Below are 21380 nucleotides of genomic sequence, written 5' to 3'. Positions count from 1 at the left end.
GCGTGACCACACCGTCCTCCAGGGGAGGCAGCGTGGCCGGGTCTATCGCCCGGACGAGCCGGGTGAACTCCTTCAGCGTGAAGGTGCGCAGGCCCCCCGAGCCGCCCCCCGTCGCTCCCGAGGACGACATCCCCGAGGACGACGACCCCGACCTGGACGAGTCGGCCCTGTCCGGCCACGAACTGATCGTGCGGGAGCTGGGGGCGACCGTGGTGGAGGAGTTCTCGAACGAGTAGGGAGGGCCGCCCTCCCATGTGCCCGGGCGAGAGGCCCTTCCGGTGCCATTGGTAGGAACGCACAGCTTCCCCGGGCCCCGGCCTTCGGCGACCTTGCCAGTAGGCTGACCCCCGTGAAGGTCCTCGTCATCGGCAGCGGCGCCCGCGAACACGCCCTGTGCCGCTCCCTGTCCCTCGATCCCGACGTCACCGCGCTGCACTGCGCCCCCGGCAACGCCGGCATCGCCGAGGTGGCCGAGCTGCACCCGGTCGACGCGCTCGACGGCACGGCGGTGGCCGCGCTGGCCACCGGCCTCGGCGCCGAGCTGGTCGTCGTCGGCCCGGAGGCCCCGCTGGTCGCCGGGGTGGCCGACGCCGTCCGCGCGGCGGGCATCCCGGTGTTCGGCCCGTCCGGGCAGGCCGCCCGGCTGGAGGGGTCCAAGGCCTTCGCCAAGGACGTCATGGCCGCGGCCGGGGTGCCGACCGCCCGGTCGTACGTCTGCGCCACCGCCGAGGAGGCCGCCGAGGCCCTCGACGCCTTCGGCGCCCCCTACGTCGTCAAGGACGACGGACTGGCCGCCGGCAAGGGCGTCGTCGTCACCTCCGACCTGGAGGTCGCCAAGGCGCACGCGGCCGCGTGCGAGCGCGTGGTGATCGAGGAGTTCCTCGACGGGCCCGAGGTGTCCCTGTTCGCCGTCACCGACGGCGAGACCGTCGTCCCGCTGCAGCCCGCGCAGGACTTCAAGCGGGCCCTCGACGGCGACGAGGGTCCGAACACCGGTGGCATGGGCGCCTACTCGCCGCTGCCCTGGGCCGACCCCAAGCTGGTCGACGAGGTGCTCCAGACCGTGCTGCAGCCGACGGTGGACGAGCTGCGGCGTCGCGGCGCCCCGTTCTCCGGCCTGCTCTACGCCGGTCTGGCGATCACCGGCCGCGGGGTGCGGGTCATCGAGTTCAACGCCCGCTTCGGCGACCCCGAGACCCAGGTCGTGCTGGCCCGTCTGAGTACTCCGCTGGCCGGTCTCCTGATGGCCGCCGCCACCGGCAACCTCGCGGACCTGCCGCCCCTGCGCTGGAGCGAGGAGGCGGCCGTCACCGTCGTCGTCGCCTCGCACAACTACCCCGGCGCCCCGCGCACCGGCGACCCGATCACCGGTCTGGACGAGGTGGCCGCCGAGGACGCCCCGCACGCCTACGTGCTGCACGCCGGGACCCGGCGGGACGGCGAGGCGGTCGTCAGCGCGGGCGGACGCGTGCTGTCCGTCACGGCCACCGGCGAGGACCTGACCGAGGCGCGCGAGCGGGCGTACCGGGCGGTGGGGCGGATCCGGCTCGACGGCTCGCAGCACCGCACGGACATCGCGGCGAAGGCGGCCGCAGGCGCCTGACCTGCCCGCACACCCCCCAGGCCCCGGACCCTCATCCGGGGCCTGATCTTTGCTTTCTGTCACCCAGCTATGACCAAAGCCATTCCATCGGGTGAGCAATCGTCCATCCGGCTGACGTGGGCCAGGGCCCCAACTATGGTGCCGCGCAAGCGTTCCGGCACTTGGCCCACCGGCATTGCGTTGTCAGTGGTGGGTGCCACAGTGGGGGAGTGAGCAGCACCAGGACAGGCCGCCATCGGCAGGGAGGGGGTGAGGTCGGCACGTGACCGGAATCGGAGTGGAAGCGGGCGCGCAGGCCGCGCGCTCCCGGGCCCTCGGGGTGTTGCGGGTCCGGGGCCGGGCACTGGGCGTGGCCGTGCTGCCCGCGGCCGCCGCGGTGATCCTGCTGGCCGGGGGTTCCACCGGCCACCTCGTCGGTCCGGGCTGGGACGCCGCCCGCTGGGCGGTGGGCGTGCTCGCCGTGCTGGTGCTGCTGGCCGCCGCCGGGATGGCGCTGGTCGTCGCCCGGGCCCGCCCCGCCGTCAGTCCCACGGTGCCGGTCCCGGAGGGGTCCGCCCCGGACCTGTACCGGATGGTGCGCGACCTCGCCGACCGCCTGGACGTGCCGGCGCCCTCGGCGATAGCGCTCACCCCGGACTGCGACAGCTGGCTGGAGGACCGCACCCATTCGGCCCACGGCCCGCCCCCGCGCCCCGCGCCCGACGAGCTGGCGGGTCCCGGCCCCCGCGCCCACCGCCGCACCCCCGTCGCACCGGTCCTCGTCATCGGCTCCCCCTTCCTGTGGTGGATGCGGGTCGGTGAGCTGCGCGCGGTCCTCGCCCCGGTCATCGCCGGTACGGGCCCCTCGGCGCACCCGGACATAGCCGCCGCCCGCCGCTTCGTGCGCGGGCTGGACGCGACGGTGGCGGTCGCCGCCACCCCCGGCCGCTGCCCGCTGACCCGCGGGGTGTGCGCGGCCCTCGGATGGGTGGCCAGGCTGCTGCTGCGCGGCTGCCGGGAGCACGCGGCGCAGATGGAGCGCGGGGTCGCCGCGGCGGCGGCCGAGCGCGCGCAGGGGGTGGACTACGGCCTGCGGATCGTCGCCCAGGAGCAGGTCGGCCTCGCCTACGCGGGCTGGGACCGGCTGCTGACCCGGGTCGCCCTGCCCGCCTGGCGCATGGGCCGCTGGCCCTCCCGGCTGGACGCGGGCGTGGTGGCCGCCCTCACCGAGCTGTCCCGGCGCGACCGCCTCGCCGAGGGCTTCGCCTCCCGCCTCGGCGAGCGCCCCGCCTGCGACCTGCTGGAGGAGCCCGGCGCGGTGGACGAGGCGGCCTCGCTGCTCGCCGCCCGCCTCTTCCACGGCGGCCCCGCGGAGTGCGGCCCCGACTGGGCGCCGGTGGACTGGCAGGCGTATCCGGAGGAGGTCGTGGACCGCACCTGGCGTGCGAACGCGGCCCGCCTGCACCGCGTCCTCGACTCCCTCGGCGTCCGCCCCGCCCCGAACCCCGCGGCCCCCGCCTCCGGCGCCCCCACCCTGGCCCGTGTCCTGGACCACCTCACCGAGCCGGCCGGCCCCCTGGCGCACCGGGCCGGGCCGGTCTACGAGGACGAGGACGCCGACCCCGGCACCGAGCGCAGCGCCGCCCTGGCCGCCGGACTGAGCGCGGAACTGGCCAGGGAGGAGGCCGCCGTGCCGAGGGGCGCCACCGCGGCCGGGCAGAGCCCGGCCGGCGCCCTGTGGGACGACGGCGGACTTCCGCTGGTCCCCCTGCAGCCCCCGCGCACCGCCCGTGAACTGCTCGCCGACCACGTCACGGCCATGGTGTGCTGCGCGGCCGTCGACACCGCGGGCGGGGTCCCCGGCCTGGACTGGCTGGACGGCCCGTCGCTGCTGCTGCACGGTGAGAGGGCGGCCGATCTGACGCCCAAGGTGCTGAGCCTGATCGAGGAAGGGGACCCGGGCCCGCTGCGTGACTGGCTGGCCGCCTCCGGCATACGCCCGGAGAAGCCGGTCCGGCTCGTCTAACGGGAGCTGTGTCTTCCACTTCAGGTCAATTCGCAACGAGTAGTGACCGAGCCCGTGCGTTATGTGATGTGCTGGGAGCGACCACGCACCTGGCAAGGGCGTACGACATACGACAGCACGGCCGACCACCGCGACGCGCCAGGAGCACATCGAGCACGGCGAGCACCACCGAGACAGGACGACACGGGGGTATCGAGGGAGGGGAGCGACCATGGCCTCGGACCACATCCGCCGCTGGGAGTCCGGAGCACTCGCGCACGCCGTCACGGACCCCTTCGGTCAGGGCCCGGTGCCCTGGCTGCGCGGCAGTGAGACCTACTTCGACGACACCGGTCACGTCGTGCCCTGGTACGTCGACGCCGGCGCCCCGCAGCACACCACGGGAGCCGCGCGCGTCCCCGCGCCGCGCGCCTCCTCCGGCGGCCCCCGCTCGGCCGACGACGTGCACCGGCAGATCAAGGGCTTCACCTCCACCGGCGCGGTCGCGCCCGGCTCGGCGATCGACTTCCACGTCACGGTCGACCCGCCGCAGGAGTTCGGCGTCGACATCTACCGGATCGGCCACTACGCCGGGGACGGCGCCGCCAAGATCACCAACAGCCCCCGGCTCTCCGGCATCGTCCAGCCCCGGCCGCTGACCGCCGACCGCACCGTCTCCTGTCACCACTGGTGGCTGTCCTGGCGGCTCCAGGTGCCCGCCACCTGGGACATCGGCGCCTATGTGGCCGTCCTGACCACCGCCGACGGCTACCGCTCCCATGTGCCGTTCACGGTCCGCGACGACCGCCCCGCCGATCTGCTCCTGCTGCTGCCCGACATCACCTGGCAGGCGTACAACCTGTACCCGGAGGACGGCCGCACCGGCGCCAGCCTCTACCACGCCTGGGACGAGCGGGGCCGGCTGCTCGGCGAGGGGGACGCGGCGACCACGGTGTCGTTCGACCGCCCGTACGCGGGCGCGGGCCTGCCGCTGCACGTCGGGCACGCCTACGACTTCATCCGCTGGGCCGAGCGCTACGGCTACGACATCGCCTACGCCGACGCCCGCGATCTGCACGCCGGCCGTGTGGACCCGGCCCGCTACCGGGGCCTGGTCTTCCCCGGCCACGACGAGTACTGGACCGTGCCGATGCGCCGCACGGTCGAGCAGGCCCGCGACCGCGGCACCTCACTGGTCTTCCTGTCCGCCAACACCATGTACTGGCAGGTGGAGCTGGGCCCCTCCCCGTCCGGCGTCCCGGACCGGCTGCTGACCTGCCGCAAGCGCAGGGGCCCCGGAAAGCCGGTGCTGTGGCGGGAGATCGACCGGCCCGAGCAGCAGCTGATCGGCATCCAGTACGCGGGCCGCGTACCCGAGCCGCACCCGCTGATCGTCCGCAACGCCGGCCACTGGCTGTGGGAGGCCACCGGCGCGCACGAGGGCGACGAGATCGAGGGCATGGTCGCGGGCGAGGCCGACCGGTACTTCCCGCGCACCCCGCTGCCCGAGCACGAGGAGCGCGTCCTGCTCGCCCACTCCCCCTACACCGACGGCGACGGCGTCCCGCGCCACCAGGAGACCTCCCTGTACCGGGCCCCCTCCGGCGCCTGGGTGTTCGCCTCCGGCACCTTCGCCTGGTCCCCGGCCCTGGACCGCCCCGGCCATGTGGACCCCCGTGTCCAGCGCGCCACGGCGAATCTGCTGGACCGTATCTGCAAACGCGACTGACCGCCGACGGGCCGCGGCGCACCCCCTGGCCGAAACCGATCACCCCCATAAGGGAGAATCGAGGCACTTGGACAGAACCACGGGGAGGAACCGTGTCCGGATTCGTAGAAAAGCCCGAGCCGATCCAGGTTCCGGGCCTGGTGCACCTGCACACCGGAAAGGTGCGCGAGCTGTACCAGAACGAGGCGGGCGACCTCGTGATGGTCGCCAGCGACCGCATGTCCGCCTACGACTGGGTGCTGCCCACGGAGATCCCCGACAAGGGCCGCATCCTCACCCAGCTCTCCCTGTGGTGGTTCGACCAGCTGCGCGACCTGGCCCCCAACCATGTGATCAGCACCGAGCTGCCCGAGGGCGCCCCCGCCGAATGGGCGGGCCGCACGCTCGTCTGCAGGTCGCTGAAGATGGTCCCGGTCGAGTGCGTGGCCCGCGGCTACCTCACCGGCTCGGGGCTGCTGGAGTACGACGAGTCCCGGACCGTCTGCGGCCTCGCCCTCCCCGAGGGCCTCGTCGACGGCTCCGAGCTGCCCGCGCCGATCTTCACCCCGGCCACCAAGGCCGAGGTCGGCGAGCACGACGAGAACGTCTCCTACGAGGAGGTCGCCCGCCAGGTCGGCGCCGAGACCGCCGCCCAGCTGCGCCAGGCCACGCTGGCCGTGTACTCCCGGGGCCGGGACATCGCCCGCGACCGGGGGATCATCCTGGCCGACACCAAGTTCGAGTTCGGCTTCGACGGCGACGGTCTGGTCCTCGCCGACGAGGTCCTCACCCCGGACTCCTCCCGCTTCTGGCCGGCCGACGAGTGGCAGCCGGGCCGCGCGCAGCCGTCGTACGACAAGCAGTTCGTCCGCGACTGGCTGACCTCCGCCGAGTCCGGCTGGGACCGGAAGAGCGAGCAGCCCCCGCCGCCGCTGCCCGAGAAGGTCGTGGCCGCGACCCGGCAGAAGTACGTGGAGGCGTACGAGCGGCTGACGGGTGTCGCCTGGCACTGACCGCGCGGGCCCCCGGCGAGCGTCGGGGGCAACGCGAAAGGCCCCCGGTGACCGGGGGCCTTCTCCGTGGAGCGGACGACGAGGCTCGAACTCGCGACCTCAACCTTGGCAAGGTTGCGCTCTACCAACTGAGCTACGTCCGCGTTGCGCCGTGGCGCGAGAGCAACTATACCCAACCTCGCTCCCGTGCGAGACGCACTGCCGTATGACGGTTCTCGGCGCCGAGTTTCGTGACGGCCGAGGAGAGGTAGTTCCGCACGGTCCCCGGGGACAGCGCGGCCCGCTCGGCGATCTCCGCGACCGGCGCCCCGTCGGCGGCCAGCTCCAGCACCTCGGACTCCCGCGCGGTCAGCGGGGAGTCCCCGGCGGAGATCGCGTCGGCGGCCAACTCCGGATCCACGTATCGGTTTCCGGCGTGCACGGTCCGGATGATCTCGGCGAGCCGCTGGGCGCTGACGGTCTTCGGGACGAATCCGCGCACACCGGCCGCGAGCGCCCGTTTCAGATGCCCGGGGCGCCCGTGCCCGGTGACGATCAGCACCCGGCAGCCGGGCAGTTCGGCACGCAGCGATGTGGCGACCTTCACACCGTCGGCGCCGGGCATCTGGAGATCCAGCACGGCCACGTCGGGTTCGTGGGCCCGTGCCATCGCCAGCGCCTCCGGCCCACTGGCCGCCTCGGCGACCACGAGCAGGTCGTCCTCCAGGGAGAGCAGCGCGGCCAGCGCGCCGCGGATCAGATGCTCGTCGTCGGCGAGCAGCAGCCGTACCGGAGAGCTCACGGCGTGACTCCTTCTACCGTCGTCAGCGGCACCTGGGCCACCACCCGGAAGCGGTCCGGGCCACCGTCCACGAGTCCCGCCTCCAACGTGCCGCCCACGGCGGCGAGCCGCTCCCGCAGCCCGGCGAGCCCCGTGCCGCCGGCACCGCCCGGCGCCCCGGCGCCGTCGTTCTCCACCGTCAGCACCACATACCCCTCTCGCACCCGCAGCCCCACCTCGCACCGGCCCGCGTCCCCGTGCCGCAGCACGTTGGTGGTCGCCTCACGCACCACCCAGCCGAGCGCGGACTGCACCCGCCCGGGCAGCCCGGTGGCCTCCGCGTCGACCTCGCAGTCGATGCCGGCGGCCGCCAGCACGCCTTGCGCACCGGTGAGTTCGGCGCCCAGATCGGCCTCCCGGTAGCCGCGTACGACGGCCCGTACCTCGCGCTGGGACTCCTGCGCGATGCGCTGCACCTCGATCATCTGTTCCACGGCCTCGGGCCGTCCGCGCCGGGCCAGTTGCACCGCCAGCTCGCTCTTGAGGGAGATCACGGACAGGTTCCGCCCCAGCACGTCGTGCAGATCCCGCCCGAACCGCAGCCGCTCCTCGGCGACGGCGAGCCGGGCCCGGGTCTCGCGGGCCCCGTCGAGTTCGTAGACGGCGTCGAGCAGCCACACGGAGAAGACACCGGTGAAGGCGAGGAAACCGGCGGCGAGGAACACCAGTATCGCGCCGGCCAGTGCCCCGGGCCCGCTCACGCCGAGCGGGAACGACACCAGTCCCGCGCCGCACGCGAAGCCGGCGACGACGGCGAACATGCGCAGCCGGTTGCGCACGCCGAGGGTCAGCGTGCCTCCGCCGAAGGACAGGATGCCGCCGAAGACGGTGCCGGCGGCGGCCCCGGCGCCCCTGCCGGTGGGGTCGTGCCGGTACAGCGCGAGCGCGGCCACCCCGAGCGCGAAGGTGAGGGCGCCGAGCACCCACAGGACCCGCACCGGCTGGCCGCGGCGGCCGCGGGTCCAGTCCAGGGCCCGTGAGGCGGTGAACGCGCACACCACCGCGTGCGCGGCGACCAGGGCGACCAGCCAGCCGGCGAGCCGGTGCGACACCTGCCCGACGGCCGGGAGCCCGATCGAGGTGATCTCCACGAGCGCGAAGAAGTGGAACGACCACCGCGTGTACGTCTCCACCTTCGCCGGTGTGCTCTTGCGCCGCCACCAGCCGCGCGGCCCGCTCATCGCCGTGTCCCCCCGGTCAGGTCCCGCCCGCTCACTGCCGCGGCTCCCACCGGAACCGCCGCCGTACAGCAAACACCGCGACGACCGCCCAGGCCAGGGCGATCGATAGGGCGCCCAGGGTCTCGTACCCGCTCAGCCGGCCCGTCCAGGCCCCGCGGAAGAGCCGGATGGCCGGGGACAGCGGGAGCAGTTGGCAGACGTCGGCCAGCCTCTTCGGCAGGAGCTCCACCGGGAAGGTGATCCCGGAGCCGATCATCGACACGAACATCAGCGGCAGCGTGGTGACCTGACTGCTCTCCACACTTCTGGTGAAGGACGCGGTGAGCGCGGCGAGCGCCGCGCTGACCACGAGACCGGCGGCCAGCGCGGGCAGGATCAGGTACGGCGCCCGGGGCGCCCCGGTGTGCAGCAGGGCCGCGCATCCGGCGCACAGGAGCAGCGCCTGGGCGAGTCCGATGCCGGCCGCGGGCAGGGCGGTGCCGACGAGGATCTCCGCGTCGCCGAGTTCGCCGGTGCGCAGGCGCTTGAGGACGAGTTCCTCGCGGCGGGCGACGTAGGCGTTCACCAGGGACGTGTACACCGCGAAGAGGAACGAGAAGCCGACCGCGGCCGTCAGCAGGGTGGTGCCGATGCTCAGCCCGTGCCGCTTCAGATCCAGCTGGTCGAGGGCCGGCCGCACGCTGAACGGCAGGGCGAGCGGCACGACCAGCGCGGTGAGGACGACACCGCGGTTGCGGCCGAGCAGGGCGAGTTCGGCCCGTCCCAGCGCCCGCAGCCGGCGCAGCGCGGGCGTGGCGCCCGCGAGGGTCACGCCGCTCATGCCGCCACCTCCCGCTCCCGCGCGATCCCGAGGAACGCCTCCTCCAGCGAGGCGGAGCGCGCGTCGAGGCCGCGCAGTTCGACGCCGGCCGCCTCCGCCCAGGCCAGCACCCGGGTCGCGGTGCGCTGGAGCTGTGTCGTGCTCAGCCGCACGGTCCTTCCGTCCGTCTCGTGCCCGCAGACGCCGAGGTCCGCGAGTGGCGGCAGGTCGCCGAGGAAGTAGCCGGCGGGCAGTTCGAAGGACATCCGCGAGGGCCGCCCCGCGGTGACCTCGGCCGGGGTGCCGGCGACGGCGATGCGGCCCTCGTGCAGGATGGCGAGCCGGTCGGCGAGGCCCTCGGCCTCCTCCAGATAGTGCGTGGTGAGCAGCACGGTGGTGCCGGCGTCGCGCAGCGCGCGCACCAACTGCCAGGTGTCCCGGCGGCCTTCGGCGTCCAGGCCGGTCGTCGGCTCGTCGAGGAACAGCACCTCGGGTTCGCCGAGCAGGGCGAGCGCCAGGTCGAGGCGGCGCCGTTCGCCGCCGGACAGCTGCTTGACCCGGACCTCCCGTCTGTCCGAGAGCCCGACCAGCGCCAGTGCCTCCGCCTCCGGCCGCGCCCCGCTGGTGCAGCCGGCCCACATGCGGGCGGTCTCGCCGACCGTCAGCTCGGAGGGGAAGCCGCCCTCCTGGAGCATGACGCCGGTGCGGGGACGTACGGCGGCCCGCTCGCGGAAGGGGTCGTGGCCGAGGACCCGGACCCGGCCGGCGGCCGGGGCGGCGAGGCCCTCCAGCAGTTCCACCGTGGAGGTCTTGCCGGCGCCGTTGGTGCCCAGCAGGGCGAAGATCTCGCCGCGCGCCACGGAGAAGGTGATCCCGCGTACGGCCTCGAACCCGCCCCCGTAGACACGCCTGAGGTCGGTGACCTCGATCACGTGCTCGTGTTCGTCGATGTCCATGCCCTCAGCGTCCCGGCGGCGGGGGCGGAGCAGCAGTGCGCGGTGTCATCACCCGGCATGACAAATGTCAGAGCGGATCTTGGGCAATGAAGAGACCCCGGTCCAATGGACCGGGGTCTCTTTCCCGAGCGGACGACGAGGCTCGAACTCGCGACCTCAACCTTGGCAAGGTTGCGCTCTACCAACTGAGCTACGTCCGCACTGCCCCCGACCGGCTCCCACCGATCGGTGCGAGCACCAGCCTACCTGATCCACAACAGTGGTCGTGTCGGCGGTGCAGAGCGGGTGACAGGAATCGCACACTGCGCCTTCCCCCTGGAAGGGGGATGTTCTACTACTGAACTACACCCGCATGATCCTCGGGATTCGGCCTTCGGCCTCGCCCCTCGGCGTGTCCCAGACATTAGCTGATCAACGGGGGGGTAGCGCAAGTCGACTCTCCCCACGGCCCCCGGCGCGGCCAAGTGCACAGCCCTCAGGGCCCGCTGACGGACCCTGAGGGCTGCCCCTTCGCGGGCTTCACTGCGCGGCGCTGAACGCCTCGTAGACCTTCTTCGGGATGCGTCCTCGGGCGGGGACGTCCATCTTGTTGGCCTGTGCCCAGGCGCGGACGGCCGCCGGGTCGGGGGCGACCTCCGTCTGCTTGTACGCCTTGCCGGACCGCGACCTCTTGCGGCCGGCCTCGACGTACGGCGCGAGCGCCTTGCGCAGTTTTTTGGCGTTGGTTTCGTTCAGGTCGATCTCGTACGACTTGCCGTCGAGTCCGAAGGCGATCGTTTCCGCCGCTTCCGAGCCGTCGATGTCGTCAAAGAGAGTGACCACGACCTTTTGCGCCACGAATATCGGTCCCTTCGTGCGGCACGTCGATACAGCTCACGGCGATGACGTGCCGAGTATCGGCTATTGCCAATTCATTTGTACAGTGCCCGGCAATGCAAAGTGAAGCCCGACTAAATCCGTCCGCGTGTCCGAGCACAATAGGCGTGGCGGGCGGCCTGTCGAACTTTCCCAGAACTTTTCACGGTGGCAGGGCTTCGACACCCGATCGTGATGCGCCTCACGTAGTTTCCTACAACTCTACCCGCGTAGAAATTTTGTGCGGGTAGTCTGAAGGAACCTGCTCAGCACCACACACCGGGAGTGCCAGTGGCACGCGTCGTAGTCGACGTCATGCTCAAGCCGGAGATCCTCGACCCCCAGGGCCAGGCGGTCCAGCGTGCGCTGCCGCGCCTGGGTTTCGAGGGGATCTCGGACGTACGTCAGGGAAAGCGTTTCGAACTGGAAGTTGACGGGCCGGTTGACGACGCCGCGCTCGCCCGCATCCACGATCTTGCGGAATCCTTCCTTGCCAACACCGTGATCGAGGACTTCACCGTCAAGGTGGAAGAGGCGGCGGAAGTCGCGGAGGCCGCGAAGTGACCGCTCGTATTGGCGTCGTCACTTTCCCGGGCAGTCTCGACGACCGGGACACGCAACGCGCGATCCGCCTCGCGGGCGCCGAGCCGGTCGCCCTGTGGCACAAGGACAAGGACCTCAAGCAGGTCGACGCCGTGGTCCTTCCCGGCGGTTTCTCCTACGGCGACTATCTGCGCGCCGGTGCCATCTCCCGGTTCTCGCCGGTGATGGAGTCTCTGATCGAGCAGGCGAAGGCCGGCCTTCCGGTCCTCGGTATCTGCAACGGCTTCCAGGTCCTCACCGAGGCGCACCTCCTCCCGGGCGCGATGCTCGGCAACAACCACCTCCACTTCATCTGCCGCGACCAAAAGCTGCGGGTGGAGAACGCGGAGACCTCCTGGACCGGCGACTACCGCCGCGGCCAGGAGATCCACATCCCGCTGAAGAACATGGACGGCCGGTACGTCGCCGACGAGTACACGCTCGACAAGCTGGAGGCGGAGGGCCGCGTGGTCTTCCGTTACCTGGGCTTCAACCCCAACGGCTCGCTGCGGGACATCGCCGGCATCACCAACGAGGCCGGGAACGTCGTCGGCCTCATGCCGCACCCGGAGCACGCCGTCGAGCCGCTGATCGGCACCGGCCGCACCGACGGACTCCCGTTCTTCACCTCGATCCTCAAGAAGCTGGTCAACGCATGAGCCGGACGCCTCTGGACACGGTCGAGCACGCGGCCGCGACCCCCGACGTCGAGCTGCCCTGGGCCGAACTCGGCCTGAAGAAGGACGAGTACGAGCGGGTGGTGGAGATCCTCGGCCGCCGCCCGACCGGCGCCGAACTCGCCATGTACTCGGTCATGTGGTCCGAGCACTGCTCGTACAAGTCCTCCAAGGTCCATCTGCGCCAGTTCGGCGAGAAGGCGCCCCAGTCGGACGCCCTGCTCGTCGGCATCGGCGAGAACGCGGGCGTGGTGGACGTCGGCCAGGGCTACGCGGTCACCTTCAAGGTCGAGTCGCACAACCACCCCTCCTACGTCGAGCCCTACCAGGGCGCGGCCACGGGCGTCGGCGGCATCGTCCGCGACATCATCGCGATGGGCGCCCGCCCGGTCGCGGTCGTGGACCCGCTGCGCTTCGGCGCGGCCGACCACCCCGACACCAAGCGCGTGCTGCCCGGCGTCGTCGCCGGCATCGGCGGCTACGGCAACTGCCTGGGCCTGCCCAACATCGGCGGCGAGGTCGTCTTCGACTCCTGCTACCAGGGCAACCCGCTGGTCAACGCGGGCGCCATCGGCGTGATGCGGCACGAGGACATCCACCTCGCCAAGGCCTCCGGCGCGGGCAACAAGGTCGTCCTGTACGGCGCCCGGACCGGTGGTGACGGCATCGGCGGCGCCTCGATCCTCGCCTCCGAGACCTTCGACGACGCCAAGCCGTCGAAGCGTCCCGCCGTCCAGGTCGGCGACCCCTTCCAGGAGAAGCTGCTCATCGAGTGCACCCTGGAGGCGTTCAGGGAGAAGCTGGTCGTCGGCATCCAGGACCTGGGCGCGGCCGGCCTGTCCTGCGCGACCAGCGAGCTGGCCTCCAACGGCTCCGGCGGCATGCGCGTGACGCTGGACGACGTGCCCCTGCGCGACTCGACGCTCTCGCCCGAGGAGATCCTCATGAGCGAGTCGCAGGAGCGCATGTGCGCCGTGGTGGAGCCGGAGAAGGTCGACCGGTTCCTGGAGATCTGCGCCAAGTGGGACGTCATCGCCACCGTCATCGGCGAGGTGACCGACGGCGACCGCCTGGAGATCTACTGGCACGGCGGCAAGATCGTCGACGTCGACCCGCGCACGGTCGCGCACGAGGGCCCGGTCTACGAGCGCCCGTACGCCCGCCCCGACTGGCAGGACGCGCTCCAGGCCGACGACGCCGGCAAGCTGCCGCGGCCCGCGTCGGGCGAGGAGCTGAAGGACCAGGTCCGCAGGCTGGTGGCCTCTCCGAACCAGGCCTCCAAGAAGTGGATCACGTCCCAGTACGACCACTTCGTGCAGGGCAACACCGTCCTCGCGCAGCCGGAGGACTCCGGCATGATCCGCGTGGACGAGGAGACCGGGCTCGGCGTCGCGATCGCGACCGACGGCAACGGCCGCTACGCCAAGCTGGACCCGTACACGGGCGCGCAGCTGGCGCTGGCGGAGGCGTACCGCAACGTCGCCACCACCGGCGCCAAGCCCCTCGCGGTCTCCGACTGCCTGAACTTCGGCTCGCCGGAGGACCCGGCGGTGATGTGGCAGTTCGCGGAGGCCGTGCGCGGTCTGGCGGACGGCTGCCTGCAGCTCGGCACCCCGGTGACCGGCGGCAACGTCTCGCTCTACAACCAGACGGGCGAGGCGGCGATCCACCCGACCCCGGTCGTCGCGGTCCTCGGTGTCATCGACGACGTGGCCCGCCGCACCCCGGTCGCCTTCCAGGAGGAGGGCCAGCTGCTCTACCTCCTCGGCGACACCCGCGAGGAGTTCGGCGGTTCGGCCTGGTCCCAGGTGATCCACGACCACCTCGGCGGCATGCCCCCGGCCGTGGACCTGGAGCGCGAGCGGCTGCTGGGCGAGATCCTGATCTCCGCCTCCCGCGACGGGATGATCGACTCCGCGCACGACCTGTCCGACGGCGGCCTGATCCAGGCGGTCGTGGAGTCCGCGCTGCTCGGCGGCAAGGGCGCGCGGCTGGTCGTCCCGGACGGTCTGGACGCCTTCACCTTCCTCTTCTCCGAGTCGGCCGGCCGCGCGATCGTCGCCGTGCCGCGCTCCGAGGAGGTCCGCTTCAACGACATGTGCGGCGCGCGCGGCCTCCCGGTCACCCGCGTCGGCGTCGTGGACGGCGAATCGGTGGAGCTCCAGGGCGAGTTCGAGCTGCCCCTGGCGGAACTCCGCGAGGCCCACGAGGGCACGATCCCGGCCCTGCTCGCCTGACGGCGCGTACGGCGAGGGGCCCGCCCGGAACTCCCGGGCGGACCCCTCGCCGCCATCCGGCGAATCACCCGGAAGGGCGAGCCGGCCCATGGGGCGCGGGGCGCCCGGGTGCGGGGAACCGCGTGCCGGGAGGAGGGCGTGGGCACGGCATAGGCTCACCGCCATGCCACCGGCCAAGAAGCGCGCCCGCAGGTACGACCCCGCCAGGACCCGTGCCGCGGTCCTCGCCCAGCTCGACAACGTCCGGGAAGCCGTACACGGCCTCACCGGCGAGCAGTTCGCCCTGCCCACCCGGCTCGGCGACTGGACCGTGCGCGAGCTGGTCGCCCACATCGGCATGGCGCTCACCGCCGTGCGGCGCGCCCTGGACCTGCCGGCCCCGCCCAGGCAGGACGTCACCGTGGCCGAGTGGGCGTTCTCCACCGTCCGGCGCGCCGGCGACATCGCCGGCTTCACCCGCGAACTCGCCGCCGCCCACCCCGACCTCGACGCGTACCTCGCCGACACCGGCGCCGGCCTGCGGGCCCTCCTCGCCGAGCACCCCGGCAGCCGTCTGCTGGACACCGGTGCGGGCGCGATGCCCCTGGACGACTACCTGGTCACCCGTACGGTCGAACTCGTCGTCCATACCGACGACCTCAACGCCGCGGTGCCGGGACTCGCTGTGCCGTACGACCGGCAGGCCCTGGCCGCCGCCACCCGGTTGCTCGCCGACGCCCTCGCCGTGAAGGCGCCCGGCGGCTCCACCGAGGTGCGCGTGCCGCCGTACGCCGTCGTGCAGTGCGTCGAGGGTCCCCGGCACACCCGGGGCACCCCGCCCAACGTCGTGGAGACCGACCCGCTGACCTGGGTACGGCTCGCCACCGGGCGGCTGGCCTGGGCGGACGCCCTGGCGGAGGCCAAGGTGAGCGCCAGCGGGGAGCGCGCGGACCTCGACGCGCTGCTGCCGTTGCTGGCGTAGCGGAACCAGCAGCCCCGCTCCGCCGTCGAATCACCATGAAACGGTACAAGCAGCACAGGAACCTGGCGGCGGCCGCCCTGCTCGTCCCCCTCACGGTGGCCTGCGGCAGCGGCATGGCGGAGAGTGGTGCGGTGGCCGTCAACGAACCGGTGACCGGCGTCGAGTGGCGGGTCGTGAGCGTCACCGCCGACGGCACGACCCACCCCGCCCCCGCCGTCGCCCGCCTGCGGATCGACACGGAGGGCGGGGCGGCGGGCAACCTCGGCTGCAACACCTTCAGCGCCCGGGCCACCGTGGCCGGCGACCGCGTCACCTTCGGCGCCCTGCGCACGACCAGGATGGCCTGCGACAGCGCCCGGATGGCCTTCGAGCGCCTCCTCGCCCGGGCGCTCGGCGGCCAGACGCTCACCGGCACGAGCGAGCACGGGAAACTCACGCTCACCACGAGTCACGGCGAACGCGTGAACCTCACCCGTGCCACGTCCGAATGATGTGCGACACCTCACTCATGCATACGGCGAACGGCCCGCGGAACGGCCCCCGCCCTGCGTGAGACGACCGTCCACACCATCACGAAACCGCGCTGAACTGCGGAAACCAAGAAACCGACAAGGTGATCACGACCGCCCGGCCTGTCAGGTCCGCCCATCCCCAATTCGGACCAGTGGTCGACCTCGCCTACACTCGGTGCCGTGCCACGTGGTGACGGTCGACTCAATCACGATCTGCTTCCCGGCGAAAAAGGCCCCCAGGACGCTTGCGGCGTCTTCGGTGTCTGGGCTCCGGGTGAAGAGGTCGCAAAGCTCACGTACTTCGGGCTCTACGCCCTCCAGCACCGGGGTCAGGAATCCGCGGGAATCGCGGTCAGCAACGGCTCCCAGATCCTCGTCTTCAAGGACATGGGCCTGGTCTCCCAGGTCTTCGACGAGACCTCGCTCGGTTCGCTCCAGGGTCATATCGCGGTCGGACACGCCCGCTACTCGACCACCGGCGCCTCCGTGTGGGAGAACGCCCAGCCGACGTTCCGCGCCACCGCGCACGGTTCGATCGCGCTCGGCCACAACGGCAACCTGGTCAACACGGCGCAGCTCGCCGCGATGGTCGCCGAACTCCCGAACGACAACAACAGCCGCTCCACCCGCGTCGCGGCCACCAACGACACCGACCTGCTGACGGCGCTGCTGGCCGCCCAGGTCGACGAGGACGGCAAGCCGCTGACCATCGAGGAGGCCGCCCACACGGTCCTCCCGAAGGTGCAGGGCGCCTTCTCCCTCGTCTTCATGGACGAGAACACCCTCTACGCCGGCCGCGACCCGCAGGGCATCCGCCCGCTGGTCCTCGGCCGCCTGGAGCGCGGCTGGGTGGTCGCCTCCGAGTCCGCCGCCCTCGACATCTGCGGCGCGAGCTTCGTGCGCGAGATCGAGCCGGGCGAGTTCGTCGCCATCGACGAGAACGGTCTGCGCAGCTCCCGATTCGCGGAAGCGAAGCCCAAGGGCTGTGTCTTCGAGTATGTGTACCTGGCCCGCCCGGACACCGACATCGCCGGCCGGAACGTGTACCTGTCCCGTGTGGAGATGGGCCGCCGGCTCGCCAAGGAAGCCCCCGTCGACGCCGATCTGGTCATAGCGACCCCGGAGTCGGGCACCCCGGCCGCCATCGGCTACGCCGAGGCCTCCGGCATCCCCTTCGGCAGCGGCCTGGTGAAGAACGCCTACGTCGGCCGGACCTTCATCCAGCCCTCGCAGACCATCCGCCAGCTGGGCATCCGCCTGAAGCTGAACCCGCTGAAGGAAGTCATCAAGGGCAAGCGCCTGGTCGTCGTGGACGACTCGATCGTGCGCGGCAACACCCAGCGGGCCCTGGTCCGCATGCTCCGCGAGGCCGGCGCGGCCGAGGTCCACATCCGGATCTCCTCGCCGCCCGTGAAGTGGCCCTGCTTCTTCGGCATCGACTTCGCCACCCGCGCCGAGCTGATCGCCAACGGCATGACGATCGAGGAGATCGGCACCAGCCTCGGCGCCGACTCCCTCTCCTACATCTCCATCGACGGCATGATCGAGGCGACCACGATCGCCAAGCCGAACCTGTGCCGCGCCTGCTTCGACGGCGAGTACCCGATGGAGCTGCCGGACCCGGAGCTGCTCGGCAAGCAGCTGCTGGAGACCGAGCTGGCGGCCGGTCCCGCCGCCACGGCCGCGGCCGACGCGATCCGTCGCCCGTAAGCCCCGTAGAAACCAACCCGAAAGATCCCAGGCAATGTCTGAGAGCCGTTCCACCGGTGCTTCCTACGCGGCTGCCGGAGTCGACATCGAGGCGGGCGACCATGCCGTCGAGCTGATGAAGGAGTGGGTGAAGAAGACCCAGCGCCCCGAGGTCCTCGGCGGCCTCGGCGGCTTCGCCGGGCTCTTCGACGCCTCCGCCCTCAAGCGCTACGAGCGCCCGCTGCTCGCCTCCGCCACGGACGGCGTCGGCACCAAGGTGGACATCGCCCGCCGCATGGGCGTCTACGACAGCATCGGCCACGACCTGGTCGCCATGGTCATGGACGACATCGTGGTGTGCGGTGCCGAGCCGCTGTTCATGACGGACTACATCTGCGTCGGCAAGGTCCACCCCGAGCGGGTCGCCGCCATCGTCAAGGGCATCGCCGAGGGCTGTGTGCTGGCAGGCTGCGCCCTGGTGGGCGGTGAGACGGCCGAGCACCCCGGTCTGCTGGGCGAGGACGACTTCGACGTCGCCGGTGCCGGCACGGGTGTCGTGGAGGCCGACCGGCTGCTCGGCGCGGATCGTATCCGCAAGGGTGACACCGTGATCGCCATGGCGGCCTCCGGGCTTCACTCCAACGGGTACTCCCTGGTCCGCCACGTCCTGCTGAACACCGCGGGCCTGGCCCTGGAGTCGGAGGTCGCCGAGCTGGGCCGCACCCTCGGCGAGGAGCTGCTGGAGCCCACGAAGATCTACTCGCTGGACTGCCTGGCGCTGACCCGCACCACCGATGTGCACGCGTTCTCGCACATCACCGGCGGCGGGCTCGCCGCCAACCTGGCCCGGGTGATCCCGGACGGCCTGCACGCCGTGGTCGACCGCGCCACCTGGACCCCCGGCGCGATCTTCGAGCTGGTCGGCCGCACCGGGAACGTGGAGCGCCTGGAGCTGGAGAAGACCCTCAACATGGGCGTCGGCATGATGGCGATCGTCCCCGAGGAGTCCACCGACGTGGCCCTGGCCACGCTGGCCGACCGCGGTGTCGACGCATGGGTGGCCGGCGAGATCACCGACCGCGGCGACAAGGAGACCGGCGCCGAGCTGGTCGGTACGTACTCGATCTAGCAGGCGCCGCGAGCCGAACCTGCGGATAGCACAGAACCCGGTCGGTGGCAGTGCCACCGACCGGGCGGGTGCTCAGTACTGGGTCAAGCGCCGCGACGGTGCTGTGAGGGACCCTCGTCCTCGTCCTCGTCGTCGTCCTCATAGAGGTCGGCGTACCGAGAGTAAAGATCGTCCTCGTCGTTCTCATCGTCCTCGAACGGCTCGCCGTTCGGCGGCTGGCTCGAAGTCGATGCGCCCAGTTCACTGGCCAGACGTGACAGGTCAGTCCCACCGCTGTTGTACTTCAGCTGGCGGGCGACCTTTGTCTGCTTGGCCTTGGCCCGGCCGCGCCCCATGGCTCGACCCCCTCGGTGACGGGGCTCGACGGCCCCAGAGTCTGACACGCGTTCATGATCCGGAACGGACCCTCCGCGGAGAGGCCGGTCCGTAGGGCTTCCACGGTACCTGAGCCCGCGCCCATACGGTACGTCGCCCGCAGCACGCGCGTCTGCCCAGGACCTTCGAGGCGCCCCGTCCTCGCTGGTCAGTGCCGATTTTAACCACTTCTCGGGGAACGACCCGCCGGTGGAAGTGAGAGTTCTCTCCAAGTTCCCGCCGACGGGTACCGCTCACGTGTGCGACAGGGTCACTGCGCGGTGTGGCTCGCGCGTGCCTCGGCCATCCGCTGCTCGGCGATCCGGTCGGCCGCGGCGGCCGGAGGAATGCCGTCTTCCTTCGCACGTGCGAATATGGCCAGCGTGGTGTCGAAGATCTTCGCCGCCTTGGCCTTGCACCGGTCGAAGTCGAACCCGTGCAGCTCGTCGGCCACCTGGATGACCCCGCCCGCGTTCACCACGTAGTCCGGCGCGTAGAGGATCCCGCGGTCGGCGAGGTCCTTCTCCACGCCCGGGTGGGCGAGCTGGTTGTTGGCGGCGCCGCACACCACCTTGGCGGTGAGCGCCGGCACGGTGTCGTCGTTCAGGGCGCCGCCGAGGGCGCAGGGGGCGTAGATGTCCAGCCCCTCGACCCGGATCAGCGCATCGGTGTCGGCGACGGCCGTGACGCCTTCGGGGTGGGCGTCGAGGATCCGCTGGACGGCGTCCGCGCGCACGTCGGTGACGACGACCTCGGCGCCCTCGTCCAGCAGGTGCCGGACCAGGTGGTGGCCGACCTTGCCGACGCCCGCGACGCCGACCTTGCGGCCGCGCAGCGAGGGGTCGCCCCACAGGTGCTGGGCGGAGGCGCGCATGCCCTGGTAGACGCCGAAGGAGGTGAGCACGGAGGAGTCGCCGGCGCCCCCGTTCTCGGGGGAGCGGCCGGTGGTCCAGCGGCACTCTCGGGCCACGACGTCCATGTCGGCGACATAGGTGCCGACGTCGCAGGCGGTCACGTAGCGGCCGCCGAGGGAGGCCACCATGCGCCCGTAGGCGAGCAGCAGTTCCTCGGTCTTGTCGCGCTCCGGGTCGCCGATGATCACGGCCTTGCCGCCGCCGTGGTCCAGACCGGCCATGGCGTTCTTGTACGACATCCCGCGCGCGAGGTTGAGGGCGTCGGCGACGGCCTCGGCCTCGGTGGCGTACGGGTAGAAGCGCGTTCCGCCGAGGGCGGGGCCCAGGGCGGTGGAGTGGATGGCGATCACGGCCTTGAGGCCGGTGGCGCGGTCCTGGCAGAGCACGACCTGTTCATGGCCGCCCTGGTCCGAGTGGAACAGGGTGTTCAGGACATCAGCAGGCGCGCCGGTTACGTCGGTCACTGTGGTGACTCCTGTGTAAGTAGCGGCGAGTGGGGACGGACCCCGTGCGGGTGGCGGGGTGCCGTGGCATGAGCGTAGAGCCTCGGTACGACCACCATCCGCGCAGTGTTCAGGATCACTCTCCCGTGGCGTCCGCGCACGCATGACCGTGGCACGATTTGCAGTGTTTCGAGCCGGGTCCGATGGGGAGGGAGCAGGCGTGCCGAAGGTGTCCTCCGTGGTCGTCCCCTATGCCGCGTACCTGCGCGTGTACGAGCCGCTGGGCGCCTTCCCGGAGCCGGAGCGCGGCCACTGGGCACGCTACGCCCGCCGCCCCGAGCGACCCTCGTACCAGGACGAACTGCGCCGCTCCCTGGCCGACTTGCTGCCCACCCCGCCGGTCGCGGTACCGGTGCACGAGAGCAGCGACGCCTTCGTGCTTGAGGTCGACGGGGTGACCTGCGTGTGCCCCTGGCGGACCCGGCTGCGCGGCTGGCAGGCGCTGGACGACCTCGCCGGGGAGCTGCCGCCGCCGGTGCTGGACGCCGTGCTGCCCCCGGTGGTGCGCCGGCAGGCGGCCCAGGACTACGAGCGCTGGCTCGCCCGCAACCCCGACGCCCGCCCGTGGATCCGCACGTCGACCTGGCAGGTGCCGCTGAACTGGTTCGTCCTGGTCTCGGACGAGGAGCGCCGGTACGACAAGGGGACCGCCGAGGTGCCCCCGGCGCTGCGGTACCGCACGCCCATGGTCCAGGCCCGGCGCCGGGTTGCGCGGGCGCTGCGCACCCTGAGGGACACGGTCGAGGAAGGGCCGCTGATCGACGGCCTGGTGGACGTCGGCCGCTGGCTCGAGGAGTTCCATCCGCGCTCGCTGGTGGAGCTGGACTACGGCGGCCTGGTGCACGTGGTGCCGGCCGGTGAGCTGGAGGGCGACCACTCGGCGGCGGACGTGGCCGCCGGGAT

19 protein-coding genes, 3 tRNA genes and 1 pseudogene are annotated in these 21380 nt (G+C 72.0%); 13 read left to right on the top strand and 10 right to left on the bottom strand.

The window, feature by feature from the left end; all coding sequences use genetic code 11:
* From ACWEN3_RS17210 to ACWEN3_RS17190, 5 genes and pseudogenes are all read left to right on the top strand, one after another.
* A pseudogene (locus tag ACWEN3_RS17210) lies at positions 1–236 on the top strand (hypothetical protein); the annotation flags it as partial.
* A 113-nt stretch (positions 237–349) separates the two neighbouring features.
* A complete protein-coding gene (gene purD / locus ACWEN3_RS17205; protein ID WP_452971213.1) occupies positions 350–1603 on the top strand; it encodes a phosphoribosylamine--glycine ligase in 1254 nt (417 codons plus the stop codon).
* 262 nt (positions 1604–1865) lie between these two features.
* Entirely contained in the window at positions 1866–3608 is a 1743-nt protein-coding gene (locus ACWEN3_RS17200; RefSeq protein ID WP_452971210.1) for a hypothetical protein, read from the top strand.
* Positions 3609–3819: 211 nt separating this feature from the next.
* Complete coding sequence (locus ACWEN3_RS17195; RefSeq protein WP_452971209.1) at positions 3820–5316, top strand: N,N-dimethylformamidase beta subunit family domain-containing protein; 1497 nt, start codon at positions 3820–3822, stop codon at positions 5314–5316.
* A 92-nt stretch (positions 5317–5408) separates the two neighbouring features.
* The gene (locus ACWEN3_RS17190; RefSeq protein ID WP_452971206.1) at positions 5409–6308 is read left to right on the top strand and encodes a phosphoribosylaminoimidazolesuccinocarboxamide synthase; all 900 of its coding nucleotides are present in this window, start codon (positions 5409–5411) and stop codon (positions 6306–6308) included.
* A 67-nt stretch (positions 6309–6375) separates the two neighbouring features.
* On the opposite strand, the gene ACWEN3_RS17185 is transcribed toward ACWEN3_RS17190, so the two are convergent.
* The 8 genes from ACWEN3_RS17185 to ACWEN3_RS17150 all read right to left on the bottom strand — a co-directional run bounded on the left by ACWEN3_RS17185 (position 6376) and on the right by ACWEN3_RS17150 (position 10901).
* Positions 6376–6451: transfer RNA gene (locus ACWEN3_RS17185), tRNA-Gly, on the bottom strand.
* 23 nt (positions 6452–6474) lie between these two features.
* A complete protein-coding gene (locus ACWEN3_RS17180; RefSeq protein ID WP_452971203.1) occupies positions 6475–7089 on the bottom strand; it encodes a response regulator in 615 nt (204 codons plus the stop codon).
* Complete coding sequence (locus ACWEN3_RS17175) at positions 7086–8309, bottom strand: sensor histidine kinase (protein ID WP_452971200.1); 1224 nt, start codon at positions 8307–8309, stop codon at positions 7086–7088. Before ACWEN3_RS17175 ends, ACWEN3_RS17180 begins: the two co-directional genes overlap by 4 nt.
* A 31-nt stretch (positions 8310–8340) precedes the next feature.
* Positions 8341–9129: an ABC transporter permease gene (locus tag ACWEN3_RS17170; RefSeq protein ID WP_452971198.1), complete on the bottom strand. Its 789-nt coding sequence runs from the start codon at positions 9127–9129 to the stop codon at positions 8341–8343.
* Positions 9126–10064, bottom strand: a complete 939-nt coding sequence (locus tag ACWEN3_RS17165) for an ABC transporter ATP-binding protein (protein ID WP_452971195.1) — start codon at positions 10062–10064, stop codon at positions 9126–9128. Before ACWEN3_RS17165 ends, ACWEN3_RS17170 begins: the two co-directional genes overlap by 4 nt.
* Positions 10065–10191: 127 nt before the next feature.
* Positions 10192–10264, bottom strand: a tRNA-Gly gene (locus ACWEN3_RS17160).
* An 80-nt stretch (positions 10265–10344) separates the two neighbouring features.
* Positions 10345–10416: transfer RNA gene (locus tag ACWEN3_RS17155), tRNA-Gly, on the bottom strand.
* A 167-nt stretch (positions 10417–10583) separates the two neighbouring features.
* The gene (locus ACWEN3_RS17150) at positions 10584–10901 is read right to left on the bottom strand and encodes a histone-like nucleoid-structuring protein Lsr2 (protein ID WP_031164632.1); all 318 of its coding nucleotides are present in this window, start codon (positions 10899–10901) and stop codon (positions 10584–10586) included.
* 309 nt (positions 10902–11210) lie between these two features.
* Between ACWEN3_RS17150 and purS the strand changes: the two genes are divergently transcribed.
* The 7 genes from purS (at position 11211) to purM (ending at position 18706) form a co-directional block, all read left to right on the top strand.
* On the top strand, positions 11211–11483 hold the full coding sequence (purS, locus tag ACWEN3_RS17145) for a phosphoribosylformylglycinamidine synthase subunit PurS (protein WP_452971192.1): 273 nt from the start codon (positions 11211–11213) through the stop codon (positions 11481–11483).
* Complete coding sequence (gene purQ, locus ACWEN3_RS17140) at positions 11480–12160, top strand: phosphoribosylformylglycinamidine synthase subunit PurQ (RefSeq protein ID WP_452971189.1); 681 nt, start codon at positions 11480–11482, stop codon at positions 12158–12160. The genes purS and purQ overlap by 4 nt, the downstream gene beginning before the upstream one ends.
* Positions 12157–14415 carry a phosphoribosylformylglycinamidine synthase subunit PurL gene (purL, locus tag ACWEN3_RS17135; protein WP_452971186.1) on the top strand — a complete coding sequence of 753 codons (2259 nt, stop codon included), beginning with the start codon at positions 12157–12159 and terminating at the stop codon, positions 14413–14415. The genes purQ and purL overlap by 4 nt, the downstream gene beginning before the upstream one ends.
* A gap of 163 nt (positions 14416–14578) precedes the next feature.
* Positions 14579–15376 (top strand): sterol carrier family protein, encoded by a 798-nt coding sequence (locus ACWEN3_RS17130; protein ID WP_452971184.1) that lies wholly within the window; start codon positions 14579–14581, stop codon positions 15374–15376.
* Between the two features lie 35 nt (positions 15377–15411).
* Positions 15412–15867, top strand: coding sequence for an META domain-containing protein (locus ACWEN3_RS17125; protein WP_452971181.1), 456 nt, complete (start codon positions 15412–15414; stop codon positions 15865–15867).
* 201 nt (positions 15868–16068) lie between these two features.
* Positions 16069–17598 (top strand): amidophosphoribosyltransferase, encoded by a 1530-nt coding sequence (gene purF, locus ACWEN3_RS17120; protein WP_452971179.1) that lies wholly within the window; start codon positions 16069–16071, stop codon positions 17596–17598.
* Between the two features lie 34 nt (positions 17599–17632).
* Entirely contained in the window at positions 17633–18706 is a 1074-nt protein-coding gene (gene purM / locus ACWEN3_RS17115; protein WP_452971176.1) for a phosphoribosylformylglycinamidine cyclo-ligase, read from the top strand.
* 83 nt (positions 18707–18789) lie between these two features.
* Here purM and ACWEN3_RS17110 read toward each other — a convergent pair whose 3' ends face one another.
* Positions 18790–19041, bottom strand: coding sequence for a DUF3073 domain-containing protein (locus tag ACWEN3_RS17110; RefSeq protein WP_153540080.1), 252 nt, complete (start codon positions 19039–19041; stop codon positions 18790–18792).
* 290 nt (positions 19042–19331) lie between these two features.
* A complete protein-coding gene (locus ACWEN3_RS17105; RefSeq protein WP_452971172.1) occupies positions 19332–20438 on the bottom strand; it encodes a Leu/Phe/Val dehydrogenase in 1107 nt (368 codons plus the stop codon).
* 199 nt (positions 20439–20637) lie between these two features.
* Here ACWEN3_RS17105 and ACWEN3_RS17100 point away from each other — a divergent pair.
* A partial coding sequence (locus tag ACWEN3_RS17100; RefSeq protein WP_452971169.1) for a hypothetical protein occupies positions 20638–21380 on the top strand: 743 nt, incomplete at its 3' end.

Source organism: Streptomyces sp. NPDC004561 (genome assembly GCF_053602155.1).
Note: the sequence above shows the minus strand (reverse complement) of the source record. Positions and strands in the feature narration are given on the sequence as shown.